14 protein-coding genes and 4 tRNA genes are annotated in these 15,413 nt (G+C 28.2%); 12 read left to right on the top strand and 6 right to left on the bottom strand.

The window, feature by feature from the left end; translation table 11 throughout:
- The 10 genes from ACPKM0_RS01090 to ACPKM0_RS01045 all read left to right on the top strand — a co-directional run.
- On the top strand, positions 1-1,087 hold a 1,087-nt coding region (locus ACPKM0_RS01090; protein WP_472472949.1), incomplete at its 5' end, for a hypothetical protein.
- An 11-nt stretch (positions 1,088-1,098) separates the two neighbouring features.
- Positions 1,099-1,662 (top strand): hypothetical protein, encoded by a 564-nt coding sequence (locus ACPKM0_RS01085; protein WP_472472948.1) that lies wholly within the window; start codon positions 1,099-1,101, stop codon positions 1,660-1,662.
- Between the two features lie 17 nt (positions 1,663-1,679).
- Positions 1,680-2,000, top strand: a complete 321-nt coding sequence (locus ACPKM0_RS01080; protein WP_472472947.1) for a hypothetical protein — start codon at positions 1,680-1,682, stop codon at positions 1,998-2,000.
- Between the two features lie 278 nt (positions 2,001-2,278).
- Positions 2,279-2,352, top strand: a tRNA-Arg gene (locus ACPKM0_RS01075).
- An 18-nt stretch (positions 2,353-2,370) separates the two neighbouring features.
- A tRNA-Lys gene (locus ACPKM0_RS01070) sits at positions 2,371-2,443 on the top strand.
- 20 nt (positions 2,444-2,463) lie between these two features.
- Positions 2,464-2,545, top strand: a tRNA-Leu gene (locus ACPKM0_RS01065).
- A gap of 15 nt (positions 2,546-2,560) precedes the next feature.
- A tRNA-Gly gene (locus tag ACPKM0_RS01060) sits at positions 2,561-2,632 on the top strand.
- A gap of 134 nt (positions 2,633-2,766) precedes the next feature.
- The gene (locus tag ACPKM0_RS01055) at positions 2,767-3,513 is read left to right on the top strand and encodes a class I SAM-dependent methyltransferase (protein ID WP_472472946.1); all 747 of its coding nucleotides are present in this window, start codon (positions 2,767-2,769) and stop codon (positions 3,511-3,513) included.
- 71 nt (positions 3,514-3,584) lie between these two features.
- On the top strand, positions 3,585-4,349 hold the full coding sequence (locus tag ACPKM0_RS01050; RefSeq protein ID WP_472472945.1) for a class I SAM-dependent methyltransferase: 765 nt from the start codon (positions 3,585-3,587) through the stop codon (positions 4,347-4,349).
- 119 nt (positions 4,350-4,468) lie between these two features.
- Complete coding sequence (locus ACPKM0_RS01045; protein ID WP_472472944.1) at positions 4,469-5,368, top strand: DMT family transporter; 900 nt, start codon at positions 4,469-4,471, stop codon at positions 5,366-5,368.
- Between the two features lie 289 nt (positions 5,369-5,657).
- On the opposite strand, the gene ACPKM0_RS01040 is transcribed toward ACPKM0_RS01045, so the two are convergent.
- From ACPKM0_RS01040 to ACPKM0_RS01025, 4 genes are all read right to left on the bottom strand, one after another.
- Positions 5,658-7,430 (bottom strand): oleate hydratase, encoded by a 1,773-nt coding sequence (locus ACPKM0_RS01040; RefSeq protein ID WP_472472943.1) that lies wholly within the window; start codon positions 7,428-7,430, stop codon positions 5,658-5,660.
- A 113-nt stretch (positions 7,431-7,543) separates the two neighbouring features.
- Positions 7,544-8,110, bottom strand: a complete 567-nt coding sequence (locus ACPKM0_RS01035; protein WP_472472942.1) for a TetR/AcrR family transcriptional regulator — start codon at positions 8,108-8,110, stop codon at positions 7,544-7,546.
- A 246-nt stretch (positions 8,111-8,356) separates the two neighbouring features.
- Positions 8,357-10,135, bottom strand: coding sequence for an adenine deaminase (locus tag ACPKM0_RS01030; protein ID WP_472472941.1), 1,779 nt, complete (start codon positions 10,133-10,135; stop codon positions 8,357-8,359).
- Positions 10,136-10,144: 9 nt separating this feature from the next.
- Entirely contained in the window at positions 10,145-11,476 is a 1,332-nt protein-coding gene (locus tag ACPKM0_RS01025) for an NCS2 family permease (RefSeq protein WP_472472940.1), read from the bottom strand.
- A 261-nt stretch (positions 11,477-11,737) separates the two neighbouring features.
- Here ACPKM0_RS01025 and ACPKM0_RS01020 point away from each other — a divergent pair, with 261 nt between their 5' ends.
- Together ACPKM0_RS01020 and ACPKM0_RS01015 are read left to right on the top strand one after the other, a co-directional pair.
- Positions 11,738-12,640, top strand: coding sequence for a DMT family transporter (locus ACPKM0_RS01020; RefSeq protein ID WP_472472939.1), 903 nt, complete (start codon positions 11,738-11,740; stop codon positions 12,638-12,640).
- Between the two features lie 64 nt (positions 12,641-12,704).
- On the top strand, positions 12,705-13,451 hold the full coding sequence (locus ACPKM0_RS01015; protein ID WP_472472938.1) for a MerR family transcriptional regulator: 747 nt from the start codon (positions 12,705-12,707) through the stop codon (positions 13,449-13,451).
- Between the two features lie 78 nt (positions 13,452-13,529).
- On the opposite strand, the gene ACPKM0_RS01010 is transcribed toward ACPKM0_RS01015, so the two are convergent.
- The gene (locus tag ACPKM0_RS01010) at positions 13,530-14,006 is read right to left on the bottom strand and encodes a MarR family winged helix-turn-helix transcriptional regulator (protein ID WP_472472937.1); all 477 of its coding nucleotides are present in this window, start codon (positions 14,004-14,006) and stop codon (positions 13,530-13,532) included.
- Positions 14,007-14,077: 71 nt separating this feature from the next.
- The gene (locus ACPKM0_RS01005; RefSeq protein WP_472472936.1) at positions 14,078-15,376 is read right to left on the bottom strand and encodes a hypothetical protein; all 1,299 of its coding nucleotides are present in this window, start codon (positions 15,374-15,376) and stop codon (positions 14,078-14,080) included.
- Positions 15,377-15,413: the final 37 nt, after the last annotated feature.

Genomic DNA, 15,413 nt, shown 5'->3' with positions numbered 1-15,413 from the left:
TCAACCTTCTAAAACGACCAATTACAGATGGGTTATATGTGCCATATGGGGGACTAAAGACGTCTATGTGAATTATGTTAAATTTTACAAAACATCAAATTTGGGCAAAGAACACCCTTTTTATTCATTACATGAAGATGTTTATATATATGAAACAGGACCAGGCTCAGAAAATTATAATACAACCAAAACTATTTGCACTAAAACTATACCAGCATATGCTGATTACGTATATATCTTTTTTGCAAAGGAGACAGTTGCTGGTGATAATTCTAATACTACCATCACGTTTTATGACTGTGGCAATTACAAGACTCATTGGTATTATTCAGTTGATGGGAGTAACCAAACTGAAATAACACCTGTTCTCCCAGCAGATGAAAATTTTTGTGGTTGGGTTAAAATAGATTGTAGGTCTTATACTTCTGACATAACACTTAGATTTTTTATTTCTTTATCCAGTAGTTATAGTTCTTCTGATGAAAGTTGGAAAAGATCACAAATAAAAATAGACCTTATCGATTATATGTATACTGTAGACTTAACAGCAAACGCTAATGGGTATGCTTTATATAGAAAAGCAAGCAGGACAAAAAAATATTTTAAGAACAACACTTATTATAAAAATGAACTCTCCATAAATTCTGATAGTTCCTCGTTTCATTTAACTAAAGTTAATAAAGCAGATTTTGTATCAGGGTTATATAACTCTATAGCTACAGAATTAAGAGATAACTGGCTAATATTAACGGATGTTGCCAATAAACATTATTTATTAATTGATGGAGTGCATACCTATATAGTCCAGCTATTTATAACAAGTTCTTATATTAAAGTAATGCTTACTAGTGGCCAAATTGCCACATTAATACAAGATACTAGATACAGCTCGTTAAGTATATATTCTATTGTGGCTGGTTCAGTTGAGTCTATTGAAACTGGACATATCATTCCAAAAACAACAAATAGAGTAATTGGACAAGCAGGGAAAGAATTCCAGTCTGCACACATAAATGTTATAACAGCTCCTATTATTTATTCATCGAGTACAACTGGATATTTTAAGGGGAAAGTATATGCAGGATAAAGGTAATAATTATGAGTTGGTATAGTGGAAATCAAATAACTGCTAGTAAATTAAATAGTGAGAATAATTTAAAACAAACAGGATATATAAGTATTGGAAATAATTCTACAAAAGTTTTATCTTTAGTGAAATATATTCACAAACCAGTAAGCTCAAGTACTGTAATAGCAAGGTATGATTGCCATTCTTTGGATGGGTGGTTTAACAATGGATCTGAACATGAAATTGCTATTTTACCTCTATCTTCAAGTTCTGGTTATTCTTTTAGTACAGGAGCACACCCTGTTTCAAGTTCAGGACGATCATATTGTTATCGACAATATCATACTCACCACCATGATATAGTTAATAAAAATATTACAGGGGCATCAATACCCCACAGTGGTTGGTATCAATTTGTAATTTCGCAAAATAATAGAGTTGGGGGAGAAGCGATTTGGTTAAAAACATATAGTTATCCTATGAAAGCTGTTAAAGGCCATCAAATTGTCGAATACAGCAGTTCAGGGAATAGAATTACAGGAAACCAATTAACAGCAAGTAAATTAAACGGTCATTATATTACAACATTATAAATATTAGGAGATAAAGAATGACAACATTAATAGTTAAAAAAAACGGAGTAGAAATGTTTTCTACAGAACTCGAGACTTTTATGCTTAGTGGAAATGAATTAACTTCAAGTATAAAATTAAAACAATTTATTGATATGCCCATGTTACAAAATCAGATGTATTTTATTACAATTCAAAATGATGCAGGTAATGGAATAGTTGAAAAACCAGCTATTTATAGGAGTTACCTTTTTTCTGTAACTGATACAAAAATACAACAACAAGACGAAAAAGGTGAACTTATTGAAGTTCCAATGAATATTGTATCGGCAAATCAAATATTATTTGAATATTTATAAGGCCTATAAAATAAAAATATATTAAAAAATATTTAATTAAAATTTTTTTTCTATCTCTTATTACATATAATTATTCCTTATTATATAAATAATTAAAGCTACTAAAATGACATATTTTTTTGGTTGCACATTATACAATCCATTTTGGTTGCACATTGCAGCAAAAAAACTTTATTTTCTTTGTTGACACTTTGCAATAAAAGTGATATATATTGACAAGACATTAGAAAAATGAGCATTTAAGGAAGAAAAGACAGAATTTTATGTTTATTTCATTGGCGTTCGTAGCTCAGCTGGATAGAGCGTCGGACTTCGAATCCGCAGGTCGAAGGTTCGAATCCTTCCGAGCGCAATATTAATGTTGCGTAATGGGCCGCTAGCTCAGCTGGTAGAGCAACAGACTCTTAATCTGTGGGTCAAAGGTTCGAACCCTTTGCGGCTCATTTATATATATAATCATTCTGCGAGAGTGGTGAAATTGGCAGACACGCTAGATTTAGGTTCTAGTGCCGTAAGGTGTGGGGGTTCAAGTCCCCCCTCTCGCACTACATATTTATTTTGCGAAAGTAGCTCAGTGGTAGAGCTCCACCTTGCCAAGGTGGATGTCGCGGGTTCAAGTCCCGTCTTTCGCTCTTAAAGCAATCCAATAATTGGGTTGCTTTTTTTTATCTAAATTTATTTTGAAATTTATGCAAATCGTTTTGTTTTAAAATTCACCAAAGAAAAAATATATTTTTAAGATTAAAGGTTGTGTTATAATTTATATATGGAAATTAAAAAAAAATGGCTAAGTGAAGAACAATTCCCATTTACAGGTTGGAACTTTTCTCATTTAGATAATAGATGGGATTGTGATAAATTATCCTGGGACTATAAAAAAATAATTCAAAAAAACCTAAAGCAAAATATGATCCTGCTAGACTTAGGTACAGGAGATGGAAAATTCCTTCTATCTCTAAATCATCCATATAAAAATACTTTTGTAACTGAAGGATATTATCCAAATTATGAGTTATGTAAGAAAACACTATTACCATTAGGTATTGGTGTTAAATTTATTGCTGACAATGATCTAATCAAATATCCTAATGAAAAATTTGATATAATAATTAATAGACATGAGTCATTTTCAATCGACGAAATATATAGAACATTAAAAAGTGATGGTATCTTTATTACTCAACAAGTAGGAGGCCTAAACAATAATGATTTATCAAAAAAACTTTTTCCTAATTTTACACCTTCTTATCCTAAAAATAATATAAATCATATTGTTCCAAGTCTATTAAAGAAAGGATTTAATATAATTAGCCAAAAAGAAGAATATCCTAAAATAAGATTTTATGATATTGGAGCATTTATTTATTTTGCAAAAATAATTAAATGGGAATTCCCAGATTTTTCAGTCAAAAATAGTATTAATGAATTAAATCAAATCAATCTTGAAATTGAAAAAAATGGTTATTTAGAAGGAACTGAGCACCGCTACCTTATAGTTGCTAAGAAAAAATAATTGATTAGACTTCTTTACTTTTTAAATAAGTTAGCTTAAACTAATATTATGCTTTATTAGGAGGCAACTATATGACACAATATGGGAACTGGATTCCAAAATGGTTATTAAATACAATATTATTAGGATTAATACTCCTATTTGGATTAAGCATCTTATTTTTAGAAGTTATAAATACGGTTATTGGAATCATTTTAAGTCTTATTACAATAATATATGCAATATTTACTATAAAAACTTACTATATGTCAAAAGAATTTGACTACAATAATAAAAATTCAACTTCATGGAAAATAATTAAGTTTGTAGCCTCATATGTTAAGTTAGGAGAAAATTATAAACTCCTTGATATTGGATGCGGTAGTGGCGCATTATCAATAGAATGCGCAAAAAATAATAGAGATGCTATAGTAATTGGAATGGATAGATGGGGAACTGAATATAAAGCATTTTCAAAACAGATTTGTGATTTTAATGCAAAAGAAGAAAAAGTTAATAACACAACATTTATACAAGGCGATATAACTAAATTAGATTTAAAAAAAGAAAGCTTTGATTTTATAACTTCTAATTATGTAATTCATAATGTTCCTGGTGATAAAACAGAAATGCTAGTAAACATTCTTGATTTGTTAAAAAAAGGTGGCAGTTTTGCTATTCATGACTTATTTTCTAAAAGATATTATGGAGATAGTGATATTCTTCTAGCATTATTAAAAGAGAAAGGATTTGAAAAAGTTGAATTAATCTCAACTACTGAGGGGAGTCCTATGACAAATAAAGAAGCAAAAAGATTAATGCTTGGGAGTTCAAAGCTATTAATAGGTACAAAATAGATTTTACATTATATATTAGATAGAACTTTATTTCTTTTCACTATACTTTTACTTATGCCATTGTAATTTAAATTAATAATAATTATTCTTTATTCATTCAAACAAACAGGATAAAAAAAATGGCTTCATCGTTATTATTAGGTCAAATCTTAGCAATAATTGCTGCTTTAACCTATGCAGAAAACTCAATAATATACTCATACCTAGGCAAAAAAGTATCTACAAGAGCTACAGTACATATAAGATTATGGATTGCTGTTCCAATTATTTTAGTATTAGCTTTATTAAGTGAAGGAAATTTCTTTCTAGAGGCTAGTCTTTCAAACTGGTTAATACTTTTAATATCAGGATTATTAGGTTATTTTTTCTGCGACTCTTTTTCTTTTTGGGCATTTACTAACATAGGGCCAAGAGAAGCTATGGTTATTATGACAATAAACCCAATACTAAACTCTATTCTTTCATATTTCTTTTTTACAGAAACTCTATCAGCCCTTCAAATGATTTCAATTCTTATTACAATTAGTGGTATTATAATTTTAATTCTAAATCAAGATAAAGAAAATGATGAAATAAAAAAGAAAAATCAAATTAAAGGTATAGTTTTTGCACTACTAGCAGCAATTTTTCAAGCAACCTCAAATATATTAGCAAAAAGCGCACTTTCTACCCTAGGCCCAATTAGCACTAATACTATTAGAATGATTGGAGGATTACTTGGTGCTGCTATTTTCTCTATCTTCTTTAGAAAAACATTTATTGATGATTTTAAATCCTTTAATAATAAAAAACATTTATCTTTACTTTTTATTGCAACTATTAGTGGTCCAATAATTGGAATGAGTTTATTATTAACTTCATTCAATTTAGCTCCAATTGGGTTAGTAACAGCTATTGTACAAATAAGCCCAATATTTATCTTAATTTATGAATTGATCTTTTTAAAAAAACATATAAAAGCTTTAGAAATACTAGGAACTCTAATTTCTGTGATTGGTGTAACCTTGATGTTTATTTAAAATTTGTGAAAATGTATAAATAGAATTTAGGCTCTCTCAAAACTGAGGGAGCCTAAAAAATATATAAGAGTATTAAAAGTCTAAAGTACTATTACACTTTTACTTTCAATTCAAAAATTAGTCCAATATTTTTTAAAACTTCTAAATTTATTTGTATATAAATATCAAAACATTTTTTTTCGTTTTAAAGAGTTTTATATATTAATATTTTAATAAGTCTAATAGATGTTGTTAAATCACAAAAGAATAATTCTAATGTGACTTAACAACTTTTTTATTATATTTATAACTAAACTATATTATATTCTTCTAAAATCTTTGCAATATCAGTTCCCTTAATTTTAGACAATACCTTTCTAAGAGCAACCTTCTCTTTAAATTTCAAATCCAATGTTTTTAATGGAGATTCTCCATCTAACATTTTAACAGAAGAATCTAATAAAACTCTTATATCAAATAAAGATCCATAAACTTCAGGAACACCCCTATCAATATCTAATAAAGTATAAACAGCTTCCATTGCGGTTCTAACTGAATATTCTGTTGTAAAGACTGTATCTCTTGGAGTTTCAGCAAATTGACCAATAAATGCTAAATTTCTACAGTTTTTAGGGACAACTAAAGGCCTATCTCCTGCTTTTCTAGGCATGAAAAATGCGGTGATATAAGGCATCATACAAGGTACAGCGTTTGCACTATTTTTAGCCATATCATCAATTTTTTCTATTGGAACACCCATGTGATATAACCACTCTTTTGTAATTTCTTCACCTGTACAATCTCTCATTGGTTTTTTAACATAATCACCTGGAACATCTGTGAATAATCCATATACCCAAACAACTAATTGTTCTTTAGGTTGTGTAGAAAAGTGAGGTTGTCTATTAAGAGTATAACTCATCAACCATGAAGAATCTTTACAAGAAATTATCCCGCCTGTTACAACTTTACCAGAAAAAGGATCTCTTTTACATATCTTTTCAATATATGGGGGGATTTTATTATCCAAAGTAGTTATTGTACAAGACTCCCAATTAGATTTTTCTGTATCACTACAAAATGTTTTAGGATTCCCAAAATCTGAATCTTGTTTTGCTATATTTTCCCATAACTCCCAACATCCTTTAATTGTTGTATCAAATTTTGGTGAACTATTTTGATCACCTAATGATGCATTTTCAGTACAACTACCGTTAGTTACAAAAACCAAATCATTACTTGTTAGAGAAATCTTTTTCTTTTCATTCTTTTGTGTATATAAAAATTTCTTAGCGACTCTTTCACCATTTTCATTTTTAATAATTACGTTAGTTACAGTTGCATTATATTGAAAATCAACGCCATTTTTATCTAAATAACTCAAAAGAGGTTTAATCAAAGATTCGTATTGATTATATTTTGTAAATTTCAAAGCCTTAAAATCAGGAAGACCACCAATATGATGTATAAATCTTTGAATATACCTCTTCATTTCTATTGCAGAGTGCCATTGTTCAAAAGCAAACATCGTTCTCCAATATAACCAGAAATTTGAATTGAAAAATTCATCACTAAAAAAATCTTCTATATCTTTACCATCTAATTCTTCTTCTGGAGTAAAAAACAAAGTCAATATTTCTTTAGAAGCTTTTTGACTTAGCCCAAACTTATTATCGGTATGGGCATCTTCCCCTCTATTTTCAGTAACTCTCATTAGAGAAAAGTTAGGATCTTTTTTATTCAGTCTGTTAAATTCATCTAAAACTGAAATTCCTTCAGTTTCTAGTGAAGGTATTGATCGATATAAATCCCATAGGCATTCAAAATGTTCTTCCATTTCTCTTCCGCCTCTAATAACAAAACCTTTCTCACTGTTATGAATACCATCACAAGCTCCACCTGCAATATCCATTTCTTCAAATATATGTATATTTGATCCTTTCATTTGTCCATCTCTTATTAAAAAACAAGCTGCAGAAAGAGAAGCAAGGCCTGCACCAACAATATAAGCAGATTTATTATCTACATTTTCTGGTTTCTCAGGGTTAGAGAAAGCTTCAAAATTACCTTTACTATAAAACATTATCATTCTCCTAAAATTAGATTTATTCAAAAGATATGTTTATTTCTGTTTGTAAAAAATCCACAGATAAATAAAACTGGTTAAAATTTTGACATATTAGTTAAAATGTATAATTATTTTTCTAAAGAAAAAGTTAAAAGAGCTTTTTTAAAATCTCCTTTTATCAATATACTAATTCTTTCTATCAAAATTTTTGGATTTTCTGCCATATTTGAATCTATCCATAACATAACAACACCCACAAATGCAAACATATTATAATTAGCAATAAACCTTTTATCTTTACTTGTGACTTTTATGTTTAACTCATTTATTTCAGCTTCAATGACTCTAATTAATAATTTATTAACATAATCTTTAAGTCCTTCTTCAAGAATTGATCTACCACGACTATGATATAAATTATAAATAATAAGAGAATTATCTAAACAATAATTTAGAACAACTAAAAATCCTTCTTTCCAATCATCATAATTAACTTTATCTTCTAAATTATCTTCAACATCTTTCGCAAAAGTATAAGATACTAAATCATAAACATTAGAAAAATGATAATAAAAAGATTGCCTATTTAAACCACATTCATCAACAATTTCTTGGATAGTTATTTTATCAAGAGTTTTAATTCTAAGAAACTTTTTCAAACTTTTTCCTAATGCATTTTTTGTGACTAAAGACATATTTTTTTACCCTCGTATTGTTAGTATGTTATATATTATAAAATAATTAAATACGATTTCTATAGTAATGATATTTGTAATCAAATTATCTTACAAAAACACATACATAACACAAAATATAATCTTTTATATTATTAAAATAAAAAAAATAGCGCCAAAAAATCCCAATTTAGGGATCTTTTGACGCTTTAATTTAATTTGACAATCACTAAATAAAGCGGATTATCTATTTTTACTTAAAATAAACTATAAAATGAATAAAGGCACAAATTCCTGAGTTAATGCATTTACAAGCCCCATATCAGTAATCTTTAAGACAGGTGCAGCAGGTAATGCAGAAGTTGCTAATCTCATTATAGGATTATCATTTTCCACACCATTTTTAACTAATACACTCTTCATTGCATTTACTTGAGGAATAAAATCATCAGGTTCTAAATTGGTTAATAAACCAGCTATAGGTAACTCTACTTTTGTAATTTCACCATCCTTTACAAATACAATTCCACCTTTAATTTTCTTAATTTCGTTTATTGCAATTTTAGCATCATCTTCATTTGTATAAACTACAGTAAGATTATGGGAATCATGTGATACAGTTCCAGCTAAAGCTCCATCGTTTAAATGAAATTTCTCTATTACACCTGTATAACTATTATCACAACCTTTATGCCTATTTATAATAGATATATAGTTTAATTCTTTATTATTTTCCAAATTAAGATAGCCATCTTTCACCGGCAATTTGGAGATTTTTTCTAAAGTAAATAAACTCTGAGAATCTTCATATTCAATTACTCTAGTATTAATCATTCCATTTTTAATTGGCGCTTTTATTCTTAAATTTTCAAAATCAAAGTTATCTATAAATATAGTATTTCTACATTCTATTTCACTATCAAATTTTAGATAAGTCTTAACCATTTTATTATTTTTAGCTACTAACTCACCTTCAAAAAAGACTTCATTAACTTTAACTAATAATTCATCCCCTTCTATAAGATTTAAATTCGCAACATATCCAGGAGCTATAGCTCCAATATGTTTTAAATTAAAATGTTTTGCAGGAATAATAGAAACAGATCTAATTGCATCTCCAAAAGGAAGACCAGCTTCAATAGCACTTTTTATGCATTGATTTAAATGACCTTCTTCTTTTAACTGTTCTGATTCAATATCATCCGTACAAAGCGTTAATCTATCAAAAGTATCAACACCTTTTAATCCATTAATTATACTTTTTATATTTTTCGCAAAAGAACTATCTCGAGCATCAGCAATCATCCCTAGACGAACAGCATTTAATGCATCTGTACCTGAAAAAAATTCATGATTACTTTGTGGTCCACCACATAAATATGCAGATAATTCTCTTGGATTATCTCCATAAAAATGGCCTTGCATAAAACCATTATTTCTTTCAGTAACGTCTAAAATGTCTACCATTCTTGGGCTATTATTAATAACACCATAAAAATCCATAACTTCAGCAATACCTAAAACATTTTCTTTATTTAATATCTCTTTTATTTCATCACTCTTAAAAGATGCACCAGATTTTTCCAAACCTGGAGCACTAGGCACACAAGAAGGAGCTAATACATATTGATTCATGTAAGTATGCTTACCTGCTTCAATCATATAATCTATACCTTCCATGCCTAAAACATTTCCTATTTCATGAGGATCCGTAACTATTGTTGTGGTCCCTCTAGGTATTGCTAAAGAAGAAAAATTCTGTGGTGTTAACATACTGCTTTCAATGTGCATATGAGAATCAATAAAACCTGGAACGACTATTTTCCCATCAGCATTATAAAAGTCTATAGATTTACCCTTTCCAAAATATTCTTCTCTTTGCTCAATATAAGCAATATATCCATTCTTTATGTAGATTTCACCAGGATAGATTTCTTTAGTAAATACATTAAATATTCTACAATTAGTAATAATCAAATCACTTTCTACTCTATCCATTGCACAATCAACTAAAATTTTGCGCTCTTCTTTGTTCAATTCTTTCATTCTTGTCCTCTAAACTACAAAGTATAATAATAATAATGCAGCTAAAATATATAATCCCATTTTTGTATCTTTACCTTTTCCATAAATAATTCTAATAATTACTTCAGCAATAATCCCACCTGCAATACCTGCAGAGAAGTCACCAAAGAATATTGTAAATACTAATGTAATAAATGGACCAAAAGCTGTTTCCATTGATGAGAAATCAATTTTAACAATATCAGAAATCATTAAATAACCTATATATATTAAGATAGGTGCAGTTGCAGCTGCTGGTATAATTGATACAAATGGTGCTAATAAAATAGCAACAATAAATAATATTCCTGAAACAACTGAAGTAAGACCTGTTCTTCCTCCTGATTCAACACCTGCTGCAGATTCAACAAAAGTTGTAATTACGGTACAACCAAATAAGGCACCAATTGCAGTAAAACATGAATCAACTAAGAAAGGTTTATCAATTCCTGGGAAGTTACCATCTTCATCTAATAAATTTAATCTACCACCTAAACCTAAAACAGTTCCTAGTGTTGAGAAAAAATCTCCAAAGAAAGTTGCAAATAAAACAGTGATAAACATTGGTTTCATTATTTCTGTAAAACTAAATTTAAATACTAAATTACTAACAGAAGAAAAATCAGGAGCAGAAAAACTAATTACAGTATTTGTAATTCCAAAAGGAATACCTAATAAAGTGACTATAATTACTGAAAAAAGAATACCACCTTTAATTTTCTTATGTTCAAAAAATATAATCAACAATAATCCAATTAAAGTTAAAATTACGGTAGGTGAAGAAAAATCTCCCATATGTATACCATTTGAAAAGTTCGCTAACCCTGAATTAGAAAAACCTAAATATGCTAAAAAGAAACCTATAGCTGCACCAATAGCAACTTTAATATCTTTAGGAATAAGTTCAACAACATATTTTCTTAAGCCAAATACTGTTAATAATATAAAAATTAATCCTGAAATAAAGGTAACTGTCATCATTGCTGCAAAAGATATTTGACCAGCTTGAAGCATTCCACCTAATAAAAAGTTAATTCCCATTGCAGTAGAAAGTGCAAAAGGGAAATTCGCATATAACCCCATAACTATTGTTGATACACCTGTAATTAAAGCAGTTAAAATAAATATTGCAGTGCTAGTAACTTCAACACCCATAATATCTACAAAAACTGGTGTCGGCCCAATTATTGCGAAAGGTTGTAAGAATAATACATAAACCATTGTTAAGAACATTGTTGCTCCTGCTATAACTTCAGTTCTAACATCCGTTTTATGACCTTGTAAATCAAATAATTTTTTTCCTATTTTTGAATTAGTATCCATAATTTCTCCTTAAAAACAATATAAAACCTATTGTAACTATAGGTTCAAGAGAAAATTTATTTTTTTTTATTTTCTTATGATATTTATATTTATATCGATAAATCAAAAATAAAAAATAATATACATATAACTTTTTATATAAATAGATATTTATTTATAAAAACCTATTGTACCTATAGTAGCTATAGGCAATATCCTATGACTCAAACTAAAAAACAGTTTTTAGACAATATCAATTATTATAGATGGAGATATGTGATTTTGAAAAACACGAACGAACTAAAAGGTATTTTATTAGCAATATTATCAGCAACAATTTTTGGGACACACCCAACACTTGTTTATTTTTTAAGAAGTGGTGGAATGAATATTTTACCGACCATTTTTGTAGGTTGTATAATTTGCTTAGCAATATATTTCAGTGTATTATTATTTACTAATAATTTAAAAAATATCAAAGTATCTAAAAAACAACTACAAAAACTTATTATCAGCTCAATATTATTTTATTCCACTATAGGAGTACTCTTTTATTCATTCACTTTAATCCCATCTGGTTTAGCAAGTGTAATACACTTTGCATACCCAGCACTTGTTACTATTATTTCTGTATTAACAAAAAGAGATAAATTAACCAAAGCTCTATTAATAGCCCTAGTTAGTACTTTTGTTGGTGTATTATTAGTATCTAATCCTAGCAACACTAATATTAATCCTATTGGAATTATTTTAGCAATCATTTCTGCATTTCTTTATGCAGGTTATATATTTATGATTAATGATGAATGTTTTACAGATTTGAATAATACTATATTTGTTTTTTATATCGCATTAATAGGAGCTATACTATTATTAATAACCATCACATTCGAAAGTATTTTTATTTTAAATATAAATGAATTAGTTGGTTCATATTCAAATCTTGTATTAATTGGAGGATTGGCATTAGGAATAACTCAAGGAGTCGGTGTTTTTTCTTTTGCAAAAGCTATTAAATATATTGGTGGACCAATGGGTGGAGCACTTGCGGCTTTTGAACCATTAACAGCTGTCATCATTGGAGTAATTTTCTTTAAAGAACCAATGCCAATTTATTGCGTAATTGGATGTTTACTTATTTTAATCTCTACTATCTATTTATCTTTTTCTAAAATTAATGAATAAATAAAAAAAACTTGATTTTTAATGAATTATTATAGAAAATATATTCTAATCAAGAGAGGATTTTATGTTAGATAAATTTAGTATTGGTCAATTAGCAGCTATGTTTAATATTAATATTCAAACACTTTATTATTACGATAAAATAGGTTTATTAATTCCTTCATTTAGAAACACAGTTACTGGAGTTAGAAGTTACTCTTTTAAACAAGTACAACAACTATCTACCATTCTATATCTTAAAAAATGTGGTTTTTCACTTGAAGAAATAAAAGATATAGAAAGTAATTTAACTCCTGAAACAGCTAGAACAAAGTTAATAGAAAAATCAGAAGAAATGATGAAACAGTGGAAAGAAATTGTAAAACTCGATACCGCACTTCATAAAAACATAAAATATGTTGATAATGAATTAATGTTGGTTGAAAAAAATAAACATAAAATAATGTATAGAAAAAAAAGATACTTCTTAGAAATTGGTGGAGAAGAAACAGCATATGGTACAGAAGATCTTTATTATTATCCTTTAGTTGTATGTTATTTTGGATGTAAAAAAGTTTTTGGAGCTTTATTTGATAAAAAAAATGAAATTAGTGAAAATGAAGGTACTATTAATACTATTTTAAATGGTAATTTTCTAGTTGAATATCATTATGGATCTTATGATACTATTTATGAACATCAAAGAGAAATAATGAAGAATCATCCTGAACTTAATTTCACAGATAATGTTTATACTTTTGACATCGTCGATCAGATGAATTGTTCTAAAATAGAAGATTTTGTAACAAAAATGGAATTCCAATTAAAATAAAAAAAAATACCTTCAAAGTAGTTTAAATAGTCTTTTTAACTTCTTTGAAAGTACTATGTATGATTATATTTTAAGTTACTAAACATTCTCTTTTTCTTTTATTTCTTCAGCTAATTCTAATATTTTATTTAGATGAAAATATAATTCGTTTTGTTTGGTTTCAGATAATACAGAAATAACTTTCTCTATATGTGTTGAAAAGTTATATTCAATTCTTTTTGCTTCTTTATAACCTTGATCAGTTAAATCTAAAAGAATTGTTCTTCTATCCCCTTCTTTGTTAACACGTTTAATTAAATCTAACTCGACAAGAGATTGAACGATTTTACTAATGGCTCCCTTATTTAAACCCATATAAAGTGATAAATCTTTTTGAGAACTACAAGGATTATCATAAATAGCTAAAATGGTTTTTTCTTGAGTAAAGTTTAAACAGTCACTTGATCTATGTGGTGTTCCATTTGAAAACAATAACTCATTCATTTGACTTATAGCTTTCATTGCACCTGTCCAATTTTTCATATCAAAATAACCTCTCATACTTTTATCTTCCATTAATTCTTATTATATATTGACTCAGGAAGAATTTCTATAATTTCTTCCTGAATATATTTTATTTATTTTTATTATTCAACAATAGAATTGTTTAAATATAAATTAGTATCCATTTCTGTTTCGCCTGTGAAAGCTTCACCTGCAAAACAACATGATAATGATTGATAGAAATAAGCTTTTGCTTCTTCATCACTTGCTTGAGTGTAAACTTCACATCTTGTTATAATATTATCTAAAGTATTACCACTCATAGTATCACTCATAAAATCATCTTGAGTATATAAGAATTGGTGAGAAATGCTGAAATCATCTACTTGAGGGAACATCATTTGCATTAATGATAATTGTGACATTAAGCAAAGTGAAGTACCACCTGTAACATAATCCCATGAAGTTGGAGCTTTATCTACACCTTTAGATGTATAACTATCATCAGCATATAAAATCCATCCGGTATAATTATCTTGTAAAGCACGAACTGTTATTTCGTTCATATATTCTCTATTTTCATCTTCATAAGGAACAGCAGTTGCAACAACTGAGAAATATACTTCACTTGGCATTGAGCCCATATCCATATCACCACCAACATCTTCACCTAATTCAAATGTATTAATATCAGGAGATCCTGTTTTTTGAGATAAAGTGAAGTCTCCATCTAAAGAAATATCACTAGGAACTGAACCAACATTTGAAGTTTGTCCAACTTCATAATCTCTAGTTACTACAAAATCAGCATCAACTGATGTGCTATTTTTAAATCCTTCTCCACTAGCCCAAGAATTAATTGCATATTCTTTTAATTCTTCAATAGCTTCTTCATTTTCATTGCTTTCAATAATAATATTAGCTAGAACTTTGTCAGTATAACCTCTCCAATTAGGAGTCATCATATCTCTCCAACTAAAATCTACTTGAACTTCAACTTTTACTGAATCTACATCTAATTCTAAAACATCAATACCACGTTGAAGTTGTGTTAATAAATCCGATGTAATTCCAGCTGTTAAAAATGATAATGGATTAGGAGCTGCTTGTTCATGATCAGTTCCACCTTCATCACTTGAGAATTGCCATGAACTTAAATTCTTATTATCTACATTATAGACATCAACAGTCTTTAACATAGTAGTTTCTTCATTTAATAGTCTTTGAGAATAAGTAACAACAGTTTCACTGTTTTGGTTTTCTATATCCTCTATCGCTACAGGAATAAAAGTTCTAGGCTCTTTTACTTCATCTGTTCTAGTTACTACTAAAGTACTACCATCTTCTTTAATTGTTTCTGTAGTGTTACTTTCTGTAGCACAACTTGCTAACAAAGCTAATGCAATAACTGATATAGCTCCAATCTTAAATTTTCTGTTCATAATTTTTCCTTCTATAATTCTTATAGTTTTTATTTTT

The sequence above is a fragment of the Pleomorphochaeta sp. genome (assembly GCF_050031695.1).
Classification (GTDB): domain Bacteria; phylum Spirochaetota; class Spirochaetia; order Sphaerochaetales; family Sphaerochaetaceae; genus Pleomorphochaeta.
The sequence above is the reverse complement of the archived record's forward strand: the minus strand, read 5'-3'. Positions and strand labels throughout refer to the sequence as shown.